At 38.2% G+C, this 22,181-nt stretch carries 18 protein-coding genes; 9 read left to right on the top strand and 9 right to left on the bottom strand.

The window, feature by feature from the left end:
* Window positions 1-20: 20 nt before the first annotated feature.
* The 3 genes from AB3I34_RS06345 to AB3I34_RS06335 all read left to right on the top strand — a co-directional run bounded on the left by AB3I34_RS06345 (window position 21) and on the right by AB3I34_RS06335 (window position 2,264).
* Window positions 21-464, top strand: coding sequence for a DUF3290 domain-containing protein (locus AB3I34_RS06345; protein WP_002355544.1), 444 nt, complete (start codon window positions 21-23; stop codon window positions 462-464).
* Window positions 465-479: 15 nt separating this feature from the next.
* Window positions 480-1,127, top strand: a complete 648-nt coding sequence (locus tag AB3I34_RS06340; protein WP_002368017.1) for a DUF421 domain-containing protein — start codon at window positions 480-482, stop codon at window positions 1,125-1,127.
* Between the two features lie 66 nt (window positions 1,128-1,193).
* A complete protein-coding gene (locus AB3I34_RS06335) occupies window positions 1,194-2,264 on the top strand; it encodes a hypothetical protein (RefSeq protein WP_010712007.1) in 1,071 nt (356 codons plus the stop codon).
* 40 nt (window positions 2,265-2,304) lie between these two features.
* On the opposite strand, the gene AB3I34_RS06330 is transcribed toward AB3I34_RS06335, so the two are convergent.
* A complete protein-coding gene (locus tag AB3I34_RS06330) occupies window positions 2,305-2,619 on the bottom strand; it encodes a DUF1827 family protein (RefSeq protein WP_002355547.1) in 315 nt (104 codons plus the stop codon).
* A 194-nt stretch (window positions 2,620-2,813) separates the two neighbouring features.
* On the bottom strand, window positions 2,814-5,054 hold the full coding sequence (locus AB3I34_RS06325) for an ATP-dependent Clp protease ATP-binding subunit (protein ID WP_002386935.1): 2,241 nt from the start codon (window positions 5,052-5,054) through the stop codon (window positions 2,814-2,816).
* Between the two features lie 301 nt (window positions 5,055-5,355).
* Here AB3I34_RS06325 and AB3I34_RS06320 point away from each other — a divergent pair, with 301 nt between their 5' ends.
* From AB3I34_RS06320 to ptsP, 3 genes are all read left to right on the top strand, one after another.
* Window positions 5,356-5,547 (top strand): hypothetical protein, encoded by a 192-nt coding sequence (locus AB3I34_RS06320; protein ID WP_002366170.1) that lies wholly within the window; start codon window positions 5,356-5,358, stop codon window positions 5,545-5,547.
* Window positions 5,548-5,717: 170 nt separating this feature from the next.
* Window positions 5,718-5,984, top strand: a complete 267-nt coding sequence (locus tag AB3I34_RS06315; RefSeq protein ID WP_002355551.1) for a phosphocarrier protein HPr — start codon at window positions 5,718-5,720, stop codon at window positions 5,982-5,984.
* Window positions 5,984-7,711 (top strand): phosphoenolpyruvate--protein phosphotransferase, encoded by a 1,728-nt coding sequence (ptsP, locus tag AB3I34_RS06310; protein ID WP_010712008.1) that lies wholly within the window; start codon window positions 5,984-5,986, stop codon window positions 7,709-7,711. The genes AB3I34_RS06315 and ptsP overlap by 1 nt, the downstream gene beginning before the upstream one ends.
* A gap of 44 nt (window positions 7,712-7,755) precedes the next feature.
* On the opposite strand, the gene AB3I34_RS06305 is transcribed toward ptsP, so the two are convergent.
* From AB3I34_RS06305 to AB3I34_RS06295, 3 genes are read right to left on the bottom strand one after another with little or no spacing between them, the layout of a single operon-like run.
* Complete coding sequence (locus tag AB3I34_RS06305) at window positions 7,756-8,835, bottom strand: DUF916 and DUF3324 domain-containing protein (RefSeq protein ID WP_025189305.1); 1,080 nt, start codon at window positions 8,833-8,835, stop codon at window positions 7,756-7,758.
* 35 nt (window positions 8,836-8,870) lie between these two features.
* Window positions 8,871-9,608 (bottom strand): WxL domain-containing protein, encoded by a 738-nt coding sequence (locus AB3I34_RS06300; protein WP_002358689.1) that lies wholly within the window; start codon window positions 9,606-9,608, stop codon window positions 8,871-8,873.
* A 54-nt stretch (window positions 9,609-9,662) separates the two neighbouring features.
* Window positions 9,663-12,038 carry a hypothetical protein gene (locus tag AB3I34_RS06295; protein ID WP_025189306.1) on the bottom strand — a complete coding sequence of 792 codons (2,376 nt, stop codon included), beginning with the start codon at window positions 12,036-12,038 and terminating at the stop codon, window positions 9,663-9,665.
* A 263-nt stretch (window positions 12,039-12,301) separates the two neighbouring features.
* On the opposite strand from AB3I34_RS06295, the gene tig reads away from it, so the two are divergent.
* Both tig and AB3I34_RS06285 read left to right on the top strand, forming a co-directional pair.
* On the top strand, window positions 12,302-13,585 hold the full coding sequence (gene tig / locus AB3I34_RS06290; protein WP_002355556.1) for a trigger factor: 1,284 nt from the start codon (window positions 12,302-12,304) through the stop codon (window positions 13,583-13,585).
* 111 nt (window positions 13,586-13,696) lie between these two features.
* Window positions 13,697-14,359 carry a hypothetical protein gene (locus AB3I34_RS06285; RefSeq protein ID WP_002355557.1) on the top strand — a complete coding sequence of 221 codons (663 nt, stop codon included), beginning with the start codon at window positions 13,697-13,699 and terminating at the stop codon, window positions 14,357-14,359.
* Window positions 14,360-14,410: 51 nt separating this feature from the next.
* Here the strand turns inward: AB3I34_RS06285 and AB3I34_RS06280 are convergent, their stop codons facing one another.
* The 4 genes from AB3I34_RS06280 to AB3I34_RS06265 form a co-directional block, all read right to left on the bottom strand.
* Window positions 14,411-16,333, bottom strand: a complete 1,923-nt coding sequence (locus AB3I34_RS06280; protein WP_002382993.1) for a fructose-specific PTS transporter subunit EIIC — start codon at window positions 16,331-16,333, stop codon at window positions 14,411-14,413.
* A 23-nt stretch (window positions 16,334-16,356) separates the two neighbouring features.
* Window positions 16,357-17,274 (bottom strand): 1-phosphofructokinase, encoded by a 918-nt coding sequence (gene pfkB, locus AB3I34_RS06275; protein WP_002363177.1) that lies wholly within the window; start codon window positions 17,272-17,274, stop codon window positions 16,357-16,359.
* Entirely contained in the window at window positions 17,271-18,023 is a 753-nt protein-coding gene (locus AB3I34_RS06270) for a DeoR/GlpR family DNA-binding transcription regulator (RefSeq protein ID WP_002381250.1), read from the bottom strand. The genes pfkB and AB3I34_RS06270 overlap by 4 nt, the downstream gene beginning before the upstream one ends.
* Before the next feature lie 138 nt (window positions 18,024-18,161).
* The gene (locus AB3I34_RS06265) at window positions 18,162-19,721 is read right to left on the bottom strand and encodes a ClC family H(+)/Cl(-) exchange transporter (protein ID WP_002368023.1); all 1,560 of its coding nucleotides are present in this window, start codon (window positions 19,719-19,721) and stop codon (window positions 18,162-18,164) included.
* Between the two features lie 164 nt (window positions 19,722-19,885).
* Here AB3I34_RS06265 and pcrA point away from each other — a divergent pair, with 164 nt between their 5' ends.
* Complete coding sequence (gene pcrA, locus AB3I34_RS06260) at window positions 19,886-22,144, top strand: DNA helicase PcrA (protein WP_368027838.1); 2,259 nt, start codon at window positions 19,886-19,888, stop codon at window positions 22,142-22,144.
* Window positions 22,145-22,181 lie beyond the last annotated feature (37 nt).

Below are 22,181 nucleotides of genomic sequence, written 5' to 3'. Positions count from 1 at the left end.
ATCAAGGAGTGGACAAGAACATGAATTTTTATGGCATCGAGTATTTAAAAAGCCAATCTAATTTAAATGATTACTTAAAGTATTTTTTTATTTTTGCTTTGTTAATCGGGCTAGTCATTGTGTTTAGTTTTTATGTGCGACATCAAATTCAAACGAAATATCGTGAATTAAGTATTATTATTTTTTTATCATTATTATTTGTTTTAGGAGTTCAATATTCCAATTATCAACTGAACCAAAATCAGCATTCACAATCTTCACAAATGGTACATTTTGTCGAACAAGTGGCACAGGAAAAAAAGGTTTCTCCAGAAAAAGTTTATGTCAATGGTACACAACTGGCTGACGGAACCATAGTTAAAATTGACGAAGTCTTTTACAAAATGAGCTTAAGTACGGATCAGCAGTCTTATACGTTACAAGAAACGTATTTATTAACACCAACGATTGAAATCATAAAGTAAAGTGAGGGAAAATTAATGCAGTTTTATAGTCCAATTATTATTAAATTTGCTTTAGGTATTATTTGTTTAATTGTCCAAATTAATTTGATGGGAAAAGGCAATTTGGCGCCCACATCGGCCATGGACCAAGTGCAAAACTATGTATTGGGGGGCATTATTGGTGGTGTTATTTATAATGATTCAATTACGGTGCTTCAATTTGTATTAGTGTTAATTTTGTGGACATTATTAGTCTTAATTTTAAAATTTGCAAAAGAACACAATCGCTATGTGAAGCAAATTGTGGATGGTAAACCCATTACTTTAATCAAGGATGGACAGGTTGTGGTGAAGGAATGTTTGAAAAATGGTATTTCTGCAAATGATCTAATGTTTAAATTACGAGCAAATGGTATTTATGAAGTCCAGCTTGTTAAACGGGCGGTTTTAGAACAAAATGGTCAATTAACAATCGTCGAATATGGCGATGAAAGTATTCGTTACCCGATTATTGTGGACGGTCAAGCCAATATGGATGTCCTAGAGTTAATCAAAAAGGATGAGCACTGGCTATTAACGCAAATCCAAGAACAAGGCTTCCAAAGATTACAGGAAATTTATCTAGGTGAGTATTTATCTGGGCAGTTAAGTTTATCGCCATATGAAGAAAAAACGATTGCTTAGCTATACTTTTTATCCTACTTATATTAGAATTGAATGGTAATTCAATGAGTTTTAAAAGGAGGAAAAATGAAAACTAAAAAGATAGTTGTCGGGTTATTTTGTTCAATGATTGTTTTAATGGGGTGCCAACCAGATCAACGAACTGAAAAAATGAAAGAAAGTACTGAAGCAGAAGCAGGCCAAGTAACGAGTGGTGTCTCGGAAGCCACTAATGCCACTTCTGTAAAGCAGGAGGAGCAGGCAAACACGAATAATCAACCAAAAGAGAGTGCTGCCAAAGTGAGTTATGAGCGTAATGGACATACCTTTGAAGTTGATGCTGTTTCTGGCGCTACAGTAGAATCTAATAATGGACAATCAGGAATTAGTCCAGAAGAAAAAGCCCAGAAGATGTATTGGTCAGGTCGTCCAGAAATCGGGGAAGTTCAAGGGGATTATTATCATCATGAAGTCGTGTTTGATGGCGGCTATACGGCTTTAATTGATGTCGTTGTTAAGGATCAACAAATTCAGTTAGTGGAATTTGATGAACGTGGACCTAAAAACTATTATTCTGAAGAATGGGCAGGAGTGACAAAACGTTTATCCGGCTATGCAAATTTTCAAGCGAACAACGCCCGAACCGATCAATCGTTAGTGACCGTTGTTAATACGATGACTTTTTTAGAAAATCAAATGGTTGCTGAAAATCGTCTAGATGGCGCCTTCCAGACAGCCAAAGGTCAATCCAATAGCGCTAATAATGGCTATCTTCCTGCTGCTAGGGCTTTAGCCAAGGAAATCAAAGAACCCTCAAAAGAACATTATACAAGTCTAACAGAAGATTTTGGGGAGGGGCTTTCTGGACGATTAACTGTTATTACGTTAAAAGATTCAGGGAAAATAACCGATCTTCGTTATGATGAATATTTTGCAGATACAGAAGAAGAGATTAAAGACGCAAAACTGAAGGCTTATTCTCGCCAGTCAAAATATTTTTCTAAAGATTATGCTCAAAAATCGGGAGAAAATTTCAAAAAAGAAGTGGATGACTTAAGAAAAAAAGCAATCGAGGAAAACAAATTAGTCAGTCCGACAAATGAGGAAGCCTGGTCGGAAAATTATCAAAGGCTTGTAAAAAAAATAACGTCACAATAAATTAAAAAACTGCCGAAGTGGGGAAACTTCGGCAGTTTTTCTAGTTTTCCATGAGGGAAACTTTTAATGGAACAGACACTTCGGTCACATGGTTTAACTCAATGATAGAAATTTCATCTGGGTCATAAGCCTCTTTAGGTAATCGTTTTAACAGTTTTGCTAAAATTTCTTTTACTTCTGTCGGACGAATGCGACGATTTTTATTCATAATCAGAACTTCCACATGGTGAGCTGCTTCTGAATAGACAGCGGTCGTGTTTCCTGCTGAGTAGACTTTTACAAAGTAAGCATCCGTGTTTTCCAATTGTTTATTTACTAATTGTTTGTAGCTATTGGTCACATTCACTAATTTCATTTTATCACCTCATTATAGTTGTGTGCTGCAAAAGAGCGTTTCCAATTATGTACAGGAGTTCCAGATTGAATTTTTTCTATGAGGAACAAGTATACGAATATCTTTCTTCTATTATAGTTTTTTTTGATGAAAATAAAAAGTGAAAAGCATAAAAAAATCCGCACGCATTGTTATTAATGCGTGTGGATTTTTGATTATTCTGCTTGGTCAGATGTTGAAGTTTCTGTTTTAGTCACTTCTTGTGCGCCAGTTACGATAATTTTACCTTCGTTATCTAACGCTGCGACTAATTGATGATTTTCAGGGTGATCTAGATAGTATTCAGCAATGCCGTCTTCAATTTGTTCTTGAATTGTTCGACGTAAAGGACGAGCGCCCATTGCAGGATCATAACCTAAATCAACGAGTTTCTCTTTGACTTCTGTTGGAACCTCAATGTGTAATTTTTGTTTAGCTAATAAGCCATTTACTTCTTCTAACATCAAGCTGACAATGTTCATCAGGTTTTCTTTGCTTAATGCTTTGAATTCGATAATACCATCGAAACGGTTAAGGAATTCGGGGGTGAAGAAGTTGTTCAATTGACCTAAAACAGATTTAGTCACACCTTCACGGGCAGCGCCAAAGCCAACGTTGGCTTCCACAGCTCCTGTTCCAGCATTACTTGTCATGATAATGATGGTGTCTTTAAAGCTGACTGTACGACCTTGTGCATCTGTTAAACGGCCATCGTCGAGAATTTGTAAAAACATGTGTAAAACATCAGGATGCGCTTTTTCAATTTCATCCAATAAAATTAAACTATAAGGATTACGACGGACTTTTTCTGTGAGTTGTCCAGCTTCGTCATACCCAACATAGCCTGGAGGAGAACCAATCAGTTTAGAGACACTGTGTTTTTCCATGTACTCACTCATATCAAAACGAACCATCGAATCTTCTGAACCGAATAGCTCAAAGGCTAATTGTTTTGCTAATTCTGTTTTACCAACGCCTGTTGGCCCAACAAATAAGAAGGAACCAATTGGGCGGTTTTGTTTGCCTAGGCCTACACGATTGCGACGAATCGCTTTAGCTACTTTATCGACAGCATCATCTTGTCCGACAACGTGAGCTTTTAAGTCAACAGCTAAATTTTTCAATTGGGTTTGTTCTTTTTCTTTTAAGTCACCGACAGGAATGCCAGTTTTTTGTTCCACAATGGCTTCAATATCTTTTTCAGTGATGACGGGTGTTTCTTCATCGCTGATTTGTTTTTCTTTCATTGCTTGTAATTTATTGATTTGATCACGATAGTAAGCCGCTTTTTCAAAATCTTCTTCTGCGGAAGCTTGTTGTTTTTGTTGTTCCGCTTCTGCTAATTTTTTATCAATTGTTTTTGGATCGACGAGTTGAATAGTTAGATTCATTTTTGAACCGGATTCATCTAACAAGTCAATCGCTTTATCTGGTAAAAAGCGATCTTGAATGTAACGGTTGGATAAGTTTGCTGCTGCGTTAATCGCTTCATCTGTATATTTAACATGATGATAATCTTCATAACGTTTTTGCAGACCATGTAAAATCGTTATGGTTTCGGCAACGGTTGGCTCATCTACTTGGACTGGTTGCATCCGACGTTCTAAGGCAGCATCTTTTTCAATAATACGGTACTCATTTAAAGTTGTGGCACCGACTAATTGTAATTCACCACGTGCTAAGGCTGGTTTTAAAATATTGCCAGCATCCATATTGCCATCACCAGCAGCACCAGCACCCACAATTTCATGGACTTCATCAATAAATAAAATGACATTTTCAGCTTCAGTGATTTCTTCAATCAATTTTTGCATCCGTTCTTCAAATTGTCCGCGAATACCAGTTCCTTGAACAAGTGAAACCACATCTAAACGAATGACTTCTTTGTCCAATAATTTTTGTGGCACATCGCCATCGACAATTTTTTGGGCTAAACCTTCGACAACGGCTGTTTTACCAACACCTGGTTCACCGATTAAAACGGGGTTGTTTTTTGTACGGCGATTTAAGATTTCAATGACACGCTTAATTTCTTGGTCACGTCCTACCACAGGATCGATATCTCCTTGGCGTGCCGCTTCGGTGATGTTAATCCCATACTCGCCTAGCAAACCTTGACCAGCGCCAGCGCCTCCGCGAGGGGGTTGACCTCCATTACCACCATCACCAAATTGAGTGGGTGGTGTTTGTTGTTCATAAGGATTCCCTTGTTGCATTTGGCGAGAAAGAGAGCGATATAAATCGTCTAAACTCCCAAAGCCAAAAGGGTCTTGTCCCATATTTTGAGGGGAATTATTTGCTTGATTTTTTAATTTTTGATAGCAGCTTTGGCAATAGTCCAGTTGTTTTCTTTGACCATTCACATTTGCATATAAATGAATTGTTGCTTCATTTTGTTGACAATTTTGACAAATCATTGAATGAAACACATCCTTTCAAAATAACTGAGGCCAGAAAAATAGTTGTTTGCTCTATTATTTCTAGTAAACAGACCATTTTTCCTCAAACCAGCCAAGTGCTAGATAGCAGGAATAAATTCTGTCTATAAAACCACTTGACCATTTTTGACCTTTGAGGTTATTATAGCATTTTTTGTAAGAGAATCAAGTAAAAGACCTTGTTTAAAAAAAGGCAAAGATTCGATTTTTTTACAGACAATTGCGCCATTTTCAAGTAAACTATAAGAGTTGATATTTAAGAGAAAGAGTGGTGAAATCAATGGCTGAAAATCCTTTTGTAGAAAAAATTGCTTCATTAAAAGCTGGAGAAATCTCTGAATTAATCGTGGAGCAAAATGAATTTTTCCAATTCCGTGATGCTTGGATTTCTTTACCTGACCGCGCGGAAATTGTTGGAGAAGCGGGGTTAAATGGACGAATCATTTATCGTTACCAAAAAGAGGAAGAATAGTCAGTGCAAAACATCACGAAATTTAAGCAAAAAGTGTTGTGTAAGATAGAAAAAAATGGTAATCTTAGAAACTGAAAGGGTCTTTTTTCGAGTAGACGTTTGATTTTAGCGTATCAAGAAAGGAAAACCCTAACATAAAAATTTTTTATTTACGAAGGAGACCGATTTATATGGAAAAGAAAGAATTTCACATTGTAGCAGAAACAGGAATTCACGCACGTCCAGCTACTTTATTAGTACAAACTGCAAGCAAATTTAACTCAGATATTAACTTAGAATACAAAGGTAAATCTGTTAACTTAAAATCAATCATGGGCGTTATGTCTTTAGGCGTTGGTCAAGGTTCTGACGTAACAATCACTGTTGATGGTGCTGACGAAGCTGAAGGAATGGCAGCAATCGTTGAAACATTACAAAAAGAAGGATTGGCTGAATAATGTCTGAGATGCTAAAAGGGATTGCCGCAAGTGATGGCGTTGCTGTTGCTAAAGCTTACCTGCTAGTTCAACCTGACTTGTCTTTCAACAAAACTTCCGTAGAAGATACTGATGCAGAAGCAACTCGCTTAGACGATGCTTTAGCAAAATCTACTGAAGAGTTGCAAGCAATTCGCGACAAAGCAGCTCAAAGCCTTGGTGAAGCAGAAGCGCAAGTTTTCGATGCTCATTTAATGGTTTTATCTGACCCAGAAATGGTTGGTCAAATCAAACAAAATATCCAAGACAACAAAGTCAATGCAGAAGCTGCCTTGAAAGAAGTTACGGATATGTATATTGGTATGTTTGAAGCAATGGACGACAATGCTTACATGCAAGAGCGTGCAGCAGATATTCGTGACGTTGCCAAACGTATCTTAGCACATTTATTAGGTGTGACTCTTCCAAATCCTTCAATGATTAACGAAGAAGTAATCGTGGTTGCCCATGACTTAACACCTAGTGATACTGCACAATTAGACCGTACGTATGTTAAAGCCTTTGTGACAGACATCGGCGGACGTACTTCTCACTCAGCAATCATGGCTCGTTCGTTAGAAATCCCTGCAATCGTTGGTACAAAAGAAATTACTGACAAAGTAAAAGCAGGCGATATTTTAGCAGTGAACGGAATCATTGGGGATGTTATTATTGACCCAACAGATGCTGAAAAATCTGAATTTGAAGCAGAAGCAAAAGCTTATGCAGATCAAAAAGCAGAATGGGATAAACTAAAAAATGCAGAAACAGTGACAGCTGACGGCAAACATGTTGAGTTAGCTGCAAACATTGGTACACCAAAAGATTTAGAAGGCGTACACAAAAACGGCGGCGAAGCTGTTGGTTTATATCGTACAGAATTCTTATACATGGATTCATCTGACTTTCCAACTGAAGAGGACCAATACCAAGCGTATAAAGCAGTTCTTGAAGGAATGGAAGGAAAACCAGTTGTGGTTCGTACAATGGATATTGGTGGGGACAAAGAGCTTCCTTACCTGACATTACCACACGAAATGAACCCATTCTTAGGTTACCGTGCATTACGTATTAGCTTATCAGAACTAGGTGACGGCATGTTCCGTACACAAATGCGTGCATTATTACGTGCGTCTGTTCATGGTAACTTACGTATCATGTTCCCAATGGTTGCTACTTTGAAAGAATTTAGAGCAGCGAAAGCAATCTTTGAAGACGAAAAACAAAAATTAGTCAATGAAGGTGTTGAAGTTTCAAAAGATATCCAAGTAGGTATTATGATTGAAATTCCAGCAGCTGCCGTATTAGCTGATAAATTTGCCAAAGAAGTAGACTTCTTTAGTGTTGGAACCAACGACTTAATCCAATACACAATGGCGGCAGACCGTATGAACGAACGCGTTTCTTACTTATACCAACCATACAACCCATCAATCTTACGTTTAATTAAAAATGTAATTGATGCAGCTCACGCTGAAGGTAAATGGGCTGGTATGTGTGGTGAAATGGCGGGCGATCAAACAGCTGTTCCATTACTATTGGGTATGGGCTTAGATGAGTTCTCAATGAGTGCTACATCTATCCTTAAAACACGTAGCTTGATGAAACGTCTAGACACAACTAAAATGGCTGAACTTGCTGACCGCGCATTAAAAGAATGCGACACGATGGAAGAAGTCGTTGCATTAGTTGAAGAATATACAAAATAATTAAGTGATTATGAAAGCACATCGACAATTGTCGATGTGCTTTTTTATTGTTGCGCTTCACGTATTTTTTTCTTGAAATAATAAATCGTGCTTCCCAAAATGAATAGAAAAACTAGCGTGATGCTACTCACCAGTTTCCAAGGGAAATTGGTGTGTTTTTCAGGTGGGAGGTTGACGGCGGTAGCATTGTATTTTTTAGCTTCTTTTTCTTGGATGACTAAGTGTTTTTCCCACGAATAGTCTTGATAGCCATCGTTTGCTTTGATTTTTACAGTATAATTTCCAGGAACAAAAGGTTGTTCCTTTAAGTCAATCCGATAATTAAAATTTGTATTAGGGGCCATTGTTAACGACTCTTGGTGATTTTCGTAGCGAGGTTTAGCTTCTTTTTCATAATATAAAGAGGCATCGACTTGTAATTTTTTAATCATAGCCGCTTGTTTGTTTTGGAGATTCATTAATACGCGGTTACGACCGTTAGCTTGATCGGTTTTTACTTCATTTAAAGATAATTCTGACTGAACAGGTTCATCTGTTTCACTAAGTAAGACGCCGACTACATAAGAAAAACGATTATTGATGGCCACGCCGTTTTCTGAGTGAGCAGGTTGTTCATCTGACTTTTGTTCAAAGTAAAGTCCTCCTAAAACATACCCATTAAATGGTTTTTCCGGTAAAGTAAGTTGACATTCAACAGTCTTGGTTGAGTGTTTAGGTAGGTGGATTTCTTTTGGTAATTGCGCAATCTCATTAAAAGTAAAAGGTGCAGACGGATCTTTTTTTGTTTCAGCATGAGAATAATCTGCCAAGCCATTATCATTAGTAATCGCTGCATTGGCTGAAGCTAGCACGGTAATGTCGTTGGCTGTTTGATTCGTTAGTTCGATTTGTAGCTTTTGTGTTTGGTTTGGAGCGACACGTAAATCAAAATAACTTGTCTCTTTGGTTCGTTGATTGTCGGGTAAAATAGCTTTTACAGAAAAAGTCATTTCGCTTGCTTCTACAGAATAAGAGCCAATAAAAAATAAAAAAATGATGACGCTAATAGCATGGAGCCATTTAAAAAGCTGCTGATTCATAGTGTGCACTCCTTTTTGACAATTTTTTATAACAAGGTATTGCATGAAGTTGTTTCATGCAATACCTTGTTTGTTTTCTTTTAAAGTGGTGTATCATCCAAAATCCAAGTAAGCGTTGTTTTATATTGTTTAGCTGCAACTTTTTTCGTTGTCGCAGGAACAGTTAATTGAATGCCTTGAGCAGCGGTCGCTCCGCTACCAAAAGCTAATGTCCAAGTGCCCATTCCTGTTGAAAGAGCGGCAGTCGCCACAGGAGAAGTGGCGGCACCAGTTGGATCCAAGGTTACTGGGACCGTTAATGGCGCCAAAGAAAGTAACTGTGTTGAATTGGGTGTTGCTGCTAAAAAGGTCAAGGATGCATTATCCAAAACAGCGGGTGTTGAATCACTTGTAGCAAATTGCGCACTCTGTTTAACTGATAATTTCCAGCCAAGATTTAGACCACGTTTGTCAGTTACTTGAACATAGTTTGGCACGCTAATTAAATCGCCAGTACTATTTTGCACTTGGTCTAGTTGTGCCGAATAGATTGCTGTACCGGCTTGAATTTGTTTTGATCCAAAATGGATATTTGAAACATAGTCAATACTAAGGGGTCCGGCTGTACCAGGTTGATGAGGATCAGCAGGATTAGGTGTCACAGGCTGAGAAGGGTTCGTCGGGTTGACAGGTGGCGTGACAGTATTATCAAGAGCAAACGTAATATCAGCGTTGGATTGAATAGAAGCGACTTGAGCTGCTTCAACTTTTGGACTATTTAAAAGCATAAGAGGCGTAGCAACGAACAAAATGCTTGAAATGCGCACGATCTTTTTCATTTTTTATTCCTTCTTTCTTGTTTATTTTTAACTTTTAAAAAAGCTAAATCCTAATTAGAGGGGTGTATCAGAAAGAATCCATTGTAATTCGGCAGTGTAAGATTCTTTGACCGTTAAATTAAGGTCAGGAGCGACGCTTAAAAAAAGTCCATTTTGTTGGTTCCAAGGAATTTCTACATTGTTATCGTCCGTTGCGGTGTATTGATAAACTTCGGTTGCTAAAGAGGAGAGAGGAAAATCACTGCCATTTTTTCGATAAATGAAAGCTTGCTGGATCGTTTTATTTGTAGAAGTTGAATGCATGGGCTGACTCTCTCTTACCAACAAATGCCAGGGTGTTTTTGCAACTCGACCATCGGCAATGAGGAAAGGAGCGCTGATGGTCGATGGTGAGTATATGGTTCGTTTGCTGGGGAAAGGTAAATTTTTAAAGGAAACTGTAGTTGGCATCTGCACAAAACGGAGGGTACCGTTTTTGATGGGTAAAGACTGTTCTTTAGTGATTGGCGTAATTGGCGTTCCGCCACCATCATTGCCAGTAACCGTGCTAGAAAATAAAAGAAATTGGTTTATCCATTCTTCTGTAACCGTTGCTGTATATTGTAAGGTGAATTGTGTATTGGCTTCCGTAAAATTATCTGCTGGCAGCGAATTATGATAACTCCAATACGGCAAACCAGTGGAACTATCAGTTAAAAGTTGAAGCCCAGCTATTGGCGTACTTAAACCTGCTGCTGATTGTTTTGTTAATGTAGCAGCTGAAAGTTGGGACAGTCCTTTAGGCACCGTTGCTCGTAATTGCTGATTCATCCACGTTGCTGGTTGATTGGTTAAACGTGTGGTTAACGTAAAACGAATGATTTGACCACTTACGACAGAGTTTGCAGCTTCCCAGAGTCCTTGTGCATTTTTCCGCTCAATGATTTGCGTGACTGTTAGTTGAGGCACAGGATAAGCAACTGTTTGAGAAACAGTAGAACTGGTTAACAAAGGCAGGCCAGTGCGATTGCTGACCCCTTGGACCCACAAGCTGACCGTTTCTCCTCCTTGGAAAGTGGGTAAATTAGCAAATTGAAAATGGCCATTGGAATCTAAGGACGTTGTGTAAATAGAACCACCATTTATTTGTACTTTAACTTGATAGGTTCCGTTAGATGCTTGAGAAGCTTTACCTGAAAGTTGAGTTGAGCCGGCATTAGCGACTACGTTTGTGACTGGTTGGATTGACCAATTGACACTTTGGTCAGCTGAGGGGCTGCTTTGAATATAGTCGGTTGACGTTTTTGAACGAGCAAAGACAATTGTAGAGAGCGTGTCGCCATATTCTAATGGTGAAGCTAACGATGTCGAGAAATTTCCGGCTGCATCGACAGAAATCCCTTTCACCACAATGGGGGTAGTGGTGCCATCATGGCGGTTCAAGGTTAATTGAACAGAGTAGTTATAGTTTGGGTCTTGTACTTGTTGAATGGTCCCTGTTACAGTAGTGTCCAGATGATTTGATTGAGTTAGTTTGGCTGGTGTGACTTGAGGAACGGGATAATTCCCTAAACTAAGTTGAGCTTTGCTAATTACGCCTGTTTTTGTATTATTCCCAATAATAATATTAATTGCGCCTAATCCAGTGCCGACATCTGTAAAGGTTCCTCGAATCGGATAGTCTTTGCCGTTAAGAGCAGGAGGGATTGAAATTCCTCGTTTATAAAGTGCGCCCACATCAAACGAAATGGCGGCAGACCATTTGGTTCCGGGAAGTAACACCAAGGTGCTACTTGGAAAAGTCAGATATACAGAATGATAAGTGCTACTATAAGAGAGGCTGACGCCGTTAGTTGAACTGTGAATATCTTGAGTGGTTGTTCCTGGATAACTGACAGTCCCTGTTAAAAGAGTCAGAAAATCTTGTTGCTTTAGAGTGTCGTTATCTAACTGGCTTGAAATTTCTGTAGGAAGTTGAATAGCAATAATCGGTCGATCATTAATTGCTAAGCCGATAAGTGTCACACTGTATTCATACGAAAGTGTGATAATATCTTGGTTATACGTTCCCGTGCTTAAGGTACTTTTTAAGGTGCTATTACCAACAGAAACACTAGCTGGCGTAGGTGCCATAGGTTCATCGTTTTCAGAGGAAGCATGGGTTTGCTCGGTTTCTTGTTCCACGATATCGGTTGCTTGAGTTGTTTGTTGTTCTGTTGAAACTGAGGTAAATGTTTCACTAAAAGTAGAGGCGTGAGTTGTAGGGTTCAGTGTTTCAGAATGAGCTAACAAAGGGTGATTCAGCGATAAAAAAAGCCATGATATGATGCAAGAAAAGATTCCCCAGACGAACTTATTCAAAACCATCCTCTCCTTTTTTGATATTATATGTATAATGACGAAAATATATAATGCGTAAATATTGAGTACATACATTCTATAATGGGCCATTCATAAAGTAAAGCGATTACATCCGATGGTGAACAAGATATTTTGTTCACAATCTTTTAGTGTTTTAAGAAGGAAATTTCTCGAAATTCTATGCTTTTTTAATCCGAAAAAATTAAAAAACTGATAGTTTGCTAAAAATCGAGTCTTTCTTTCACTTCTTAGCACTTAAAATATTTACATTTTCCTAGGGATAGTGTACTATTTAAAGGTATGCATAAATAAAGTTTGATGTATAAAATTAAATGTTATTCGGAGGGAAACAAATGTCTGCGAAATGGGAAAAAAAAGGCACTAATGATGGTGTATTAACTTTTTCAATCGAACAAGCAGTAATCGAAAAAGGATTAACGCAAGCGTTCAATAAAGTGAAAAAAAACTTAAACGTACCTGGTTTCCGTAAAGGAAAAGTATCACGTACTGTTTTTAACCGTATGTATGGGGAAGAAGCGTTATACGAAGATGCGTTAAACGCTGTTTTACCAGAAGCATATGAAGCGGCTGTATTAGAAGCAGGAATTGAACCAGTAGCACAACCAAAAATTGATGTTGAAAGCATGAATAAAGGGGAAGACTGGGTTATCACTGCTGAAGTAACTGTAAAACCTGAAGTAAAATTAGGTGAATACAAAAACTTAACAGTGTCTAAACAAGACCGTGAAGTAACAGATGAAGACGTGGAAGCACGTTTGAAACGCGAACAAGAATCTCAAGCTGAATTAGTAATCAAAGAAGATGCCGCTGCTGAAAATGGCGACACTGTAGTTATCGACTTTGAAGGCTTCTTAGGCGACGAAGCATTTGAAGGCGGCAAAGGCGAAAATTACTCATTAGAACTAGGTTCTAATTCATTTATTCCAGGCTTTGAAGACCAATTAGTTGGCAAAAAAGCTGGCGAAGAAGTAGAAGTAAACGTTACTTTCCCTGAAGATTACCAAGCAGAAGATTTAGCTGGTAAAGAAGCAGTCTTCAAAGTAACTGTTCATGAAGTAAAAGCAAAAGAATTACCAGAATTGGATGATGAATTTGCAAAAGACGTTGACGATTCAGTAGAATCATTAGACGAATTAAAAGAAAAATTCCGTAAAGAATTGACAGAAGCAAAAGAAGCAGCAGCTGAAGAAGCAAAAGACGAAGAAGCGATTCGTTTAGCTGTTGAAAATGCTGAAATCGTTGAATTACCACACGTAATGGTTCACGACGAAGTTCACCGTTCAATGGATGAATTCTTAAACAACATGCAACGCCAAGGAATTTCTCCTGAAATGTACTACCAATTAACTGGTTCTACAGAAGAAGATTTACACAAACAATTTGAAGGCGAAGCAGAAACACGCACAAAAACAAACTTAGTGATTGAAGCAGTTGCCAAAGCTGAAAACATCGAAGTAACACAAGAAGACATCGATGCTGAAGTGAAAGATTTAGCAGAACAATACAACATGCCTGAAGCGCAAGTACGTAAAGTATTAAACAACGACATGTTAGAACACGATATTCGTATGAAACGTGCTGTTGAAACAATTACTGAAACAGCTGTTGAAAAATAAACATTTTTAATAAGCTCTTCATTCGATAGAGTTTTCTAAAACTGTAGATGGAAGGTGTCTTTCATCTACAGTTTTTTTCATATAAAATAACTTTTGAAAGGGTGTGTCAAAATGGATAAAAATTATTCGAAAATTAAATATGGATTAGTGGTGTTTGGCATCTTATGCTTGACGTACAATCTCTGGGAATTTTTTACGGCTAAGTATTCAACAAAACAAGGTGTGACGTTTGTTATCGAATGTTTACTTGGAATTGGGCTGATCTTTTTACCGGATCTTGTCAATAAATTTTTAAAAATTATTATGCCACCGACCATCGTTTATTTTTACTGGTTTTTCTTATTTATTTCAGTATTCCTAGGAACCTCGTTGCATATGATCTCAATCATTTCGTTCTGGGATAAAATTTTACACTTTGTTAGTCCGATGCTGTTAACTGCTGTGGGTTATGGTATTGCTGCTTTCCTATTGAAGAAAACGAAGTACGCCGATGTTTCCCCGTGGTTATTTTTATTATTTGGGTTTGCATTTGCAGGGCTTTGTGGCGTCTTCTGGGAATTCTGGGAATTTATCTGCGATTCATTAGGAAACATGAACTTACAACGCTATAATATGTCCAACGGCCAACCATTTATTGGGCGTGCTGCTTTGATGGATACGATGGGGGATTTATTTACCAATACCCTTGGGGCCTTTGTGATGGGCGTGTACACGTATATCAGAAGCAAAGGAAACCCTGAGTATTTAGAAAATTATGCGATAAAGAGAAAATAATAATAAAAAAGCGATTCAACCATGGTTGAATCGCTTTTTTGCTGTTTTTTTTTAAGCAGGTACTTCGACAGGTTTTTTCAAAAGTCCGTAGACAATTCCTGAAATAATCGCACCAATTAAGATGAACAATAGATATAGTAATGGATTACTTAATAGGAAGACAACGAAGATTCCTCCATGTGGTGCCAATAATTTGATACCAAACGCACCAACCAACGCACCAGTAAAGGCAGAACCTACCACGAAACTTGGAATCACACGTAATGGGTCAGCTGCTGCAAAAGGAATTGCCCCTTCAGTGACAAAAGAAAGGCCCATTACAATATTGGTTAAGCCAGCGTCTTGTTGATCTTTTGTAAATTTATTTTTAAATAAACGTGTTGCTACGAAAATTGCTAATGGAGGAACCATTCCGCCAGCCATTACAGAAGCCATGACCACGCTGCCACCTTCTGCAACAGTACTTGCTAGCGTAGCTGTACCGAAAACATAAGCAGCTTTGTTAACTGGTCCACCTAAGTCGATGGCCATCATACCAGCTAATAAGGCACCAAGTAAAGCTGCATTTGTGCCATCTAAGCCAAGTAGGAAATGATTTAACGCATCATTAATTGCTTTCATCGGGATGTTAATGACTAACATTAATAAGCCCGTAATAATCAAACCAAAAACTGGATAGAATAAAATGGTTTTAATTCCATCTAATGATTTTGGCAAGCCTTTGAAGACTTTACGTAAAAGAACCACTACATAACCAGCTAAGAAACCACCGATTAGGGCCCCAAGGAATCCAGCTCCGCCAGCGTTTGCTAATGCACCAGCCGCGAAACCAGCAACTAAGCCTGGCCGATCCCCAATACTAGAAGCAATAAAACCAGCTAAGACAGGTAACATAAAGCCAAATGCTGCGCCACCAATTTGGTTAAACCAGCTAGCTACGTCATTGTAATTACCTAAGTTGGCTAATTGATCTTGAGGAACTCCGATAAATTGATCAATCATAAAGGAAAGAGCAATGGCAATTCCGCCACCAATAACGAAAGGTAACATATGAGAAACACCATTCATTAAATCTTTATAGATACGAGAACCGATTGAACCTTCCGCTGAATCCTCTTGATCGCTTGCAGCCGAGTCACTGCCATGGAAAGTAGGAGCTTCACCACTAATGGCTAAGTTAATTAGTTCTTCGGTTTTACGAATTCCATCACTGACGGGACGATTGACTAATTTTTTACCATCAAAACGATTCATTTCTACTTTTTTATCGGCTGCGACAATCACGCCATCAGCACGAGCAATATCTTCAGCAGTTAAACGATTTTTAATTCCTTCTGAACCGTTTGTTTCTACTTTAATGTCTACGCCCATTTCTTTTGCTTTTTTCTTCAGTGCATCTTCAGCCATGTAAGTGTGAGCAATTCCTGTAGGACAAGCAGTCACAGCAATAATATATTTACGATTGCTTTCTGGTGCTGGCGTTGTTTGTTCTTGTTCTGCTTTTTCTTCCGCTTCTTTTTGATCTTCTGCTGCTTGGAAAAGAGCTTGTACTGCTTCTGGAGTTTCCGCTTCTTTCAATTTGCCAACAAAGTCTGGATCGATAAGTAATCGAGAAAGGGCCGCAAGCGCTTGGAGATGTGTATCATTAGCGCCTTCTGGAGCAGCAATCATGAAGAATAGATAAGTAGGTTGTCCATCTAGTGCTTCATAATCAACACCTTTTTTACTTTTAGCGAAAAGAACTGTCGGTTCTTTTACGGCACTATTTTTTGCGTGAGGCATAGCGATGCCGTCGCCTAAACCAGTCGATGTTTGTGCTTCGCGTTTTAAAATTCCTTCTTTGTAAGTGTCAATGTCAGAGATGCGGCCACCATCGTATAATTTTTGGACCATTTCATCAATCGCGCCTTTTTTATCAGTAGCTTGTAAATCCATAATCATGACATCTTTTATTAATAAATCATTAATGTTCACTCTATTTTCCTCCCTTAGTGGATTTATTCTGAAATTTTTTCAATTGTTACTTCGTGAATAAGTTCTTGGATAAAATCTTCTGAGGCTAAATCATCAGAAAATGCGGTCGCGCTACCGCAAGCGACACCCCATTTGAAAGCCTCTAAAGGATCTTGTGTTTTTGAAAAGTTGCCAATAAAACCAGCAATCATTGAGTCGCCAGCGCCGACAGAATTTTTCAGTGGACGTTTTAAAACGTTGGAACGATAAACACCTTCTGTTGTGAAAAGTAATGCACCATCACCAGCCATTGAGATAATTACGTGTTGCGCTCCTTCTTCTAGTAACCGATGTCCATAAGGTAAAATGTCTTCAACACTTGTAAAGGTTGTATGATATAATTCTGCCAACTCATGATTATTTGGCTTGACCAATAAAGGCTTTTGTGACAAAGCGTTCATTAAATCTTCACCTGTCGTATCAATAACAAATTCTGCGCCTTTTTCCTTCACAATTTGGATTAATTCTTCGTAAAATCCTTTGCGTAGAGAAGCAGGTGTACTTCCTGAAAGAACAACAATATCACCAGCCTGAACACGACTAACTGCTTGTTTTAGTTCTTGAATTTCTTCGTTTGTTAGAGCAGGTCCTAAGCCGTTAATTTCTGTTTCAGTATCTGATTTCAATTTAATGTTGATTCGTGTATCAGCAGACACGGGAGTGAAATTCGTTTGGATCTCTTCTTTTTTCAACCAATCAGCAATGAATGAGCCTGTAAAACCACCTAAAAAACCTAAGGCAGTGGATTCTGTCTCCATACGTTTTAAAATACGTGAAACGTTGATTCCTTTGCCGCCAGGTAATTTAAAATCATTCGTCATCCGATTTAAATCACCAATTTGTAGATGATCGACATGAACGATAAAGTCGATAGAAGGGTTTAAAGTCACTGTGTAAATCATTTGTTTGCCTCCATTAAAATAGTTTTTTGCTGGAATCCTTGAAGTGATTCAGCAGGGCAGTAGTCAGTTAGTAAAGTAACTGACTCTAATTCTTCCACTTTGGTAAACGTTACTTCATTAAATTTTGTATGATCCAGTAAAACATAGGCTGTTTCTGCTTGATGAATAGCCAGGGCTTTTAGCGCTGCTTCTTCGGGATCAGGCGTCGTTAAACCAAACTCTAAATGTGCGCCGTTAGTTCCTAAAAAAGCTTTGTTAAAACGAAAATGTTGTAGCTGTTCCATACTAGTGGCACCAATGATTGCTTTAGTGGAGAGCTTCAAAGTACCACCAAGCATAATAGTGGGAATTTCCATATCGCTAAGTTTTGCAGCGTGATGCACGGAATTCGTCACTACATGGATTTGTTTCCCAACTAAAAAAGGGATCATTTCTAACGTGGTTGAACCAGCATCTAAATAGATCATATCGCCATCTTGTACACAACTAGCGGCTAAAGAAGCAATCTTTTGCTTTTCGTGCGTGTTTTTGATTGATTTTTCCGTCATGTTTTGTTCAAAGCCTAAATTAAGAATACGCTTAGCTCCGCCGTGAATGCGTTCTAACAAATTGGCGTCTTCTAATTCTTGTAAATCGCGGCGGATTGTGGATTCTGAAGCATTGAATAAGCTAGCAAGTTCTTGTGATTTGACGACTGATTTTTGATCTAACAATTGTAAAATTTTTTGATGTCGTTCTTCCGTAAGCATTTTCATCCCTCATTTCATGGATATAATAGCACAAATGAAAACGCTAATCAATCTAAAACGGTCAAAAACATTCAAAAAAATTAAAAAACAGTCATAAGAAAAAAAGAAAGCTGCTGAACCTGAGTTCAGCAGCTTTCTTTAATTCACTAAATCATTCGGTAAAGTTTTTTGATAAATCTCTTTTTTGACTTGGTAAGCGAGTTTTTCATCGGTCAAAATAATGAGCACATCGCCAACATGCATAACAGTATCACCATGTGTTAAAATTTCCGATTCGCCACGGCGAATGGAAGTGAGCAACATTTGTTTAGGCCAGACAAAATCACGTACCATCGTATCATCTAAGGAACTTTCTGCAGTGATAGGTAATTCAATAATCGTTTTGTGGCCACGAATATTACTTACTTTAGAAGGAACCAAACGTTCTAATAAGCTTTCATAAATTGGCTTGCCGCCAAGACTATCGATGGTAATATAACTAACTAAAGCAACAACCCCTAAAGACATTAAATGAGAAAAATTGCCGACCATTTCTGTTACTAAAATAATCGCTGTTAACGGTGCTTTACCAATCGCAGTAAAATAACCAGCCATGGCAAAAATTAAAAAGTTTTTCACAAAAATTGGATCCATCCCTACGTATTGGACAAGTAGACTACCATACAATGTTCCGATAATGGCACCTAAAGTTAGAATAGGCAAGAAAATACCACCAGGGAGATTCGAACCGTAAGAAACCATTGAAAAAACAAAACGTAAAACCAGTAAGCCGACTAAAGCCCAAATCGTGGCCGGTTGATTGCCTAAAGCTAAAACAATTTGATTCCCACCGCCAAGTAAATGTGGAAAGAAATAACCAATCGGTAAAATCAAAATAAAAGGAATAAAACCATAATAATTAGAAGAAAGGCCTTTGATTTTTCCATATACTTTTGGTAAGGACAACAATGTTTTTTGATATATCCAACCTAATAATCCTAGTAAAACGCCCAGCAGTACTAATGTCCAATAGTACTCTAAAGGCAAAGATTTAACGGGACCAATATAAAGAACTGGCTGCAATCCGAAGAAATGCAAAGAAACAAAGTTAGCGGAAATGGCCGCAGAAAAAGAGGTTAACCAAACTAAAGGTGAAAAGGAATGGTGAACCTCTTCTAGAACAAATAAAAGTCCTGCGATTGGTGCATTAAAAGCGGCGGCTAAACCAGCACTGGCACCACTACTGATTAAAATTTTTTCTTCAGACTTGGTGCTTTGTCGCCATTGACTATAGCCTTGTCCAACCACTGCACCTAGTTGAATTGAAGGGCCTTCACGTCCCAAAAATAGCCCAGGACTAATCGCTAAGATCCCACCGATAAATTTTTTCCAAAGCACTGGAAACCAATGAATTTCTAATTGACCTTGAAGTTGTCCTTCCACTTGGGGGATGCCACTGCCTTTAATTGCTGGTTCGCTCTTAATCAGTCGTCCTAATAAATAAGCAAGTACGAGAGAAAATAAGAACCAAGGAATCATCCAAAAGGGTTTTTCGTGAAACGTTTGATACAGATGAACGACTTGTTCGCCAATTTTTTCAATGCCTAAGCGAAATAAGCTGACAACAAAGCCGACCAGGATTCCGACGACGATGCCTTTAAGGATAAAGCCGATTCGGGTACCATCTAATTGTTTAATTTCATGTACATCATTATTCATTTCATTTTTAGCCTCCATCACTACTTACTAATGTACTGCGGTTTGACTTGATTTACAAGAAAATTTCATATAAAAAGAAAAAGATTTTTTGTTCTTTTCTAAAGAACTTCAAAGGGATTTTTGGTATACTGTATAAGATTGAAAAAAGAGAGAGGACGTTTAATATGACACAAAAACATGCCTTGGTTCAGGGAATGAATCCTCGACAAGAAGAAGCCGTTTTGCATACAGAAGGACCACTGTTAGTCATGGCTGGTGCTGGTAGTGGAAAAACGCGGGTTTTAACACACCGAATTGCCTATCTAATTGAGGAAAAAGAAGTAAATCCATGGAATATTTTGGCGATTACGTTTACCAATAAAGCTGCTAAAGAAATGAAAGAGCGTGTAAATAAATTACTGGAAACGGGTGGCGAAGATGTATGGGTCTCCACTTTTCACTCCATGTGTGTAAGAATTTTACGTCGTGATGTGGATCAGATTGGTTACAACCGTAATTTTACAATTATTGACCCATCGGAACAAAAAACATTAATGAAACGCATCTTAAACGACTTAAATATTGATTCAAAAAAATATGATCCTCGCTCAATTTTAGGTACGATTAGCAATGCCAAAAATGAATTACAAACGCCTGAAAAAGTTGCTGAAATGCAAGGTTCCTTATATGAAGAAATTGTCGCAAAATGCTATGAAGCCTATCAAAAAGAATTACGCAAAAACCAATGTATGGATTTTGATGATTTGATTATGAATACGATTCGTTTATTCAATGAACAACCAGATACGTTGGCTTTCTACCAAAATAAATTTCACTATATTCATGTGGATGAATACCAAGATACCAATCATGCACAATACACCTTAGTTAATTTATTGGCTGCACGTTTCAAAAATCTGTGTGTCGTAGGTGATGCCGACCAAAGTATCTATGGTTGGCGCGGGGCGGATATGCAAAATATCTTGGATTTTGAAAAAGATTATCCAGATGCCAGTGTAATTTTGCTAGAACAAAATTATCGATCCACCAAAAACATTTTGGCGGCTGCGAATGATGTCATCAAAAATAACCGTAACCGCCGCGAGAAAGAACTGTGGACAGAAAATATAGACGGTGAAAAAATTGTCTATTATCGTGGGGACACAGAACGGGATGAAACACAATTTATTGTGAGCCAAATCCAAAAAGAAATGCGGGAAAATGACCGAATTTATGGTGATTTTGCGGTATTATATCGGACCAATGCTCAATCCCGTGTAGTGGAAGAAATGCTCTTGAAATCTAATATTCCGTATACCATGGTGGGCGGACATAAATTCTACGACCGTAAAGAAATTAAAGATATTTTGGCTTATTTAAGTTTGATTGCCAATCCAGATGATTCAATCAGCTTTGAACGAATTGTCAATGAACCAAAACGAGGAATCGGTAAAAGTTCAATTGAAAAATTACGATTATTTGCGGATACGCATGGTTGGGCTTTGCTGGAAGCTGCCCAAAATGTTGATTTGGCAAATATTTCAGGAAAAGCGGGTAAAGAGCTTGGTAATTTTGGCATGATGATTCAAGACTTAACGAAAACAGTGCCATATTTAACGATTACAGAATTGGTGAAAGAAACTTTACAATGTAGTGGTTATCGGGAAGCTTTGATGGCGCAAAATAATTTAGAGTCTCAAGCTCGCTTAGAAAACTTGGACGAATTTTTATCTGTGACACAAGAATTTGATAAACGTTTTGAAGCGCAAAATAACGACGATCCAAATGGCGAAGAAACAAAATTGGCGGATTTCTTAACAGATTTAGCCTTGGTTTCTGATTTAGATAATTTAGAAGAGAGCTCTTCACAAGTAACCTTAATGACGTTGCATGCGGCCAAAGGGCTGGAATTTCCAGTGGTCTTTTTAATGGGCTTAGAAGAAGGGGTTTTCCCATTATCACGTGCCATGCTAGAAGAAAGTGAACTGGAAGAAGAACGGCGCTTGGCTTATGTTGGTATCACACGAGCGGAAGAAGCCCTGTTCTTAACGAATGCTTATTCGAGAACATTATATGGTCGCACGCAATATAATCGACCAAGTCGCTTTTTAGAAGAAATTGAGGCGGAGCGTTTAATGAAACAAGGGGCGGCGGCCAATTTACAGAAAGCTCCAGCGCGCACCTTTGATCCTAAAGTATTTAAGCCCAGCGCAAGTAAACCAGCTTATACACAGCCAGCTACAAAATCAGTTAGCAACAAAGTGGCAAGTGGTGGCGAAAAAGTTTCTTGGCAAGCAGGTGATAAGGTCCAACATAAAGCATGGGGCGTTGGTACAGTCGTTCGTGTAGGCGGTTCGGCCAAAGACTTAGAGTTGGACATTGCTTTCCCAGAAAAAGGCATAAAACGGTTGTTAGCGGCATTTGCACCAATTGAAAAAATTTAACATGCAAAATAGGTCAGCGATTTAATGAGAAATCATC

This window comes from Enterococcus sp. C102(2024) (assembly GCF_040888205.1).
In the GTDB taxonomy this organism is placed as follows: domain Bacteria; phylum Bacillota; class Bacilli; order Lactobacillales; family Enterococcaceae; genus Enterococcus; species Enterococcus faecalis.
The sequence above is the reverse complement of the archived record's forward strand: the minus strand, read 5'-3'. Positions and strand labels throughout refer to the sequence as shown.

Coding starts and splice junctions, on each gene's coding strand:
- AB3I34_RS06345 (WP_002355544.1), top strand. CDS start 21: ATGAATTTTTATGGCATCGAGTATTTAAAAAGCCAATCTAATTTAAAT.
- AB3I34_RS06340 (WP_002368017.1), top strand. CDS start 480: ATGCAGTTTTATAGTCCAATTATTATTAAATTTGCTTTAGGTATTATT.
- AB3I34_RS06335 (WP_010712007.1), top strand. CDS start 1,194: ATGAAAACTAAAAAGATAGTTGTCGGGTTATTTTGTTCAATGATTGTT.
- AB3I34_RS06330 (WP_002355547.1), bottom strand. CDS start 2,619: ATGAAATTAGTGAATGTGACCAATAGCTACAAACAATTAGTAAATAAA.
- AB3I34_RS06325 (WP_002386935.1), bottom strand. CDS start 5,054: ATGATTTGTCAAAATTGTCAACAAAATGAAGCAACAATTCATTTATAT.
- AB3I34_RS06320 (WP_002366170.1), top strand. CDS start 5,356: ATGGCTGAAAATCCTTTTGTAGAAAAAATTGCTTCATTAAAAGCTGGA.
- AB3I34_RS06315 (WP_002355551.1), top strand. CDS start 5,718: ATGGAAAAGAAAGAATTTCACATTGTAGCAGAAACAGGAATTCACGCA.
- ptsP (WP_010712008.1), top strand. CDS start 5,984: ATGTCTGAGATGCTAAAAGGGATTGCCGCAAGTGATGGCGTTGCTGTT.
- AB3I34_RS06305 (WP_025189305.1), bottom strand. CDS start 8,835: ATGCAATACCTTGTTATAAAAAATTGTCAAAAAGGAGTGCACACTATG.
- AB3I34_RS06300 (WP_002358689.1), bottom strand. CDS start 9,608: ATGAAAAAGATCGTGCGCATTTCAAGCATTTTGTTCGTTGCTACGCCT.
- AB3I34_RS06295 (WP_025189306.1), bottom strand. CDS start 12,038: ATGGCCCATTATAGAATGTATGTACTCAATATTTACGCATTATATATT.
- tig (WP_002355556.1), top strand. CDS start 12,302: ATGTCTGCGAAATGGGAAAAAAAAGGCACTAATGATGGTGTATTAACT.
- AB3I34_RS06285 (WP_002355557.1), top strand. CDS start 13,697: ATGGATAAAAATTATTCGAAAATTAAATATGGATTAGTGGTGTTTGGC.
- pfkB (WP_002363177.1), bottom strand. CDS start 17,274: ATGATTTACACAGTGACTTTAAACCCTTCTATCGACTTTATCGTTCAT.
- AB3I34_RS06270 (WP_002381250.1), bottom strand. CDS start 18,023: ATGCTTACGGAAGAACGACATCAAAAAATTTTACAATTGTTAGATCAA.
- AB3I34_RS06265 (WP_002368023.1), bottom strand. CDS start 19,721: ATGAATAATGATGTACATGAAATTAAACAATTAGATGGTACCCGAATC.
- pcrA (WP_368027838.1), top strand. CDS start 19,886: ATGACACAAAAACATGCCTTGGTTCAGGGAATGAATCCTCGACAAGAA.